The sequence below is a fragment of the Gordonia rhizosphera NBRC 16068 genome (assembly GCF_000298195.1).
GTDB classification, from domain to species: domain Bacteria; phylum Actinomycetota; class Actinomycetes; order Mycobacteriales; family Mycobacteriaceae; genus Gordonia; species Gordonia rhizosphera.
In genome coordinates, this window is sequence record NZ_BAHC01000199.1 from 1 (window position 1) to 1,042 (window position 1,042).

The 1,042-nt window shown below is 67.6% G+C and carries 1 protein-coding gene; it reads left to right on the forward strand.

Annotated elements, in window-relative coordinates; all coding sequences use genetic code 11:
- On the forward strand, positions 1-1,042 hold a 1,042-nt coding region (locus GORHZ_RS24195; protein WP_006337787.1), incomplete at its 5' end, for an acyl-CoA dehydrogenase family protein.

Sequence of the window (1,042 nt, forward strand, 5' to 3'; positions counted from 1 at the left end):
CGAGCTGTACGAGGCGCTCGCCTCCGCCGGGTTGATCGGCCTCGGAAACGAGGCGTCGACGACGGCGCCGCCCGACCCGAGGCTCGAGGTCGCGGTTCTCGAGGAACTCGGGGCCGGGCCCACGTCGATGGCCGTCTGCCTCGTCGTGCAATACATGGGGATGGGTCTCCTCGCGCAGTACGCCAGTGTTGCCCAGCGCCGGGATATATTGACTCCCTTGGCCGAAGGGTGCTCGCGCATCGCCTTCGCGCTGACCGAACCCGATGGCGGCACCGACGTGGCGGCCGCGATGCGCACCCGCGCCAAACGTGGATCGGATGGCAGCTGGTCGCTCAGCGGGGCCAAGACATGGATCTCGGGCCCGCTTGTCGCCGACCATCTGATCGTGCTGGCCCGAACCGCGGAACCGGCGGTGAGCAGCATCGATGGGATCACCATGTTCCTCGTGCCGCAGGGGGCGTCGGGTGTGCGCATCAACGAGCTCGACACTTTTGCCATTCACGGCCTCGACACATGTCTCGTCGAGTTCGACGATGTCCGGCTGCCTGCCCACGCGGTGCTGGGAGAGGTCGGGTTGGGCTTCCGGCAGGTTCTGTCCACCCTCAACGGCGAGCGCCTCAACGCCGCGGCCGTTGCCCTGGGGATTGCCCGCGGCGCCCTGGATGCGGCCGCGAGATACGCCAGGGAACGCGTCGCCTTCGGGCGGCCGATTGCATCCTTCCAGGCCCAGCAGGTCCGCCTGGTCGACTGCGCAATCCAGATAGAAAGTGCCCGGGCACTTCTGGACCGCGCGGCCACCGCGGCCGCGGAGGGGAAGCGCGCGGACACGCTGAGTGCAATGGCCAAGGTTGCGGCATCCGAGGCTGCCGTCGCTGCCACGGACACCGGGATGAGGGTGATGGCCGGGGCGGGTTTCAGCACCGAGTTCGCGATGGAGCGATTCTTTCGAGATGCCCGGCTGTACACATTCGCCCCGTTGACCAACGACATGCTCCGTAACTACCTCGGTGAGAAGCACCTTGGCCTCCCGCGCTGCTTCTAG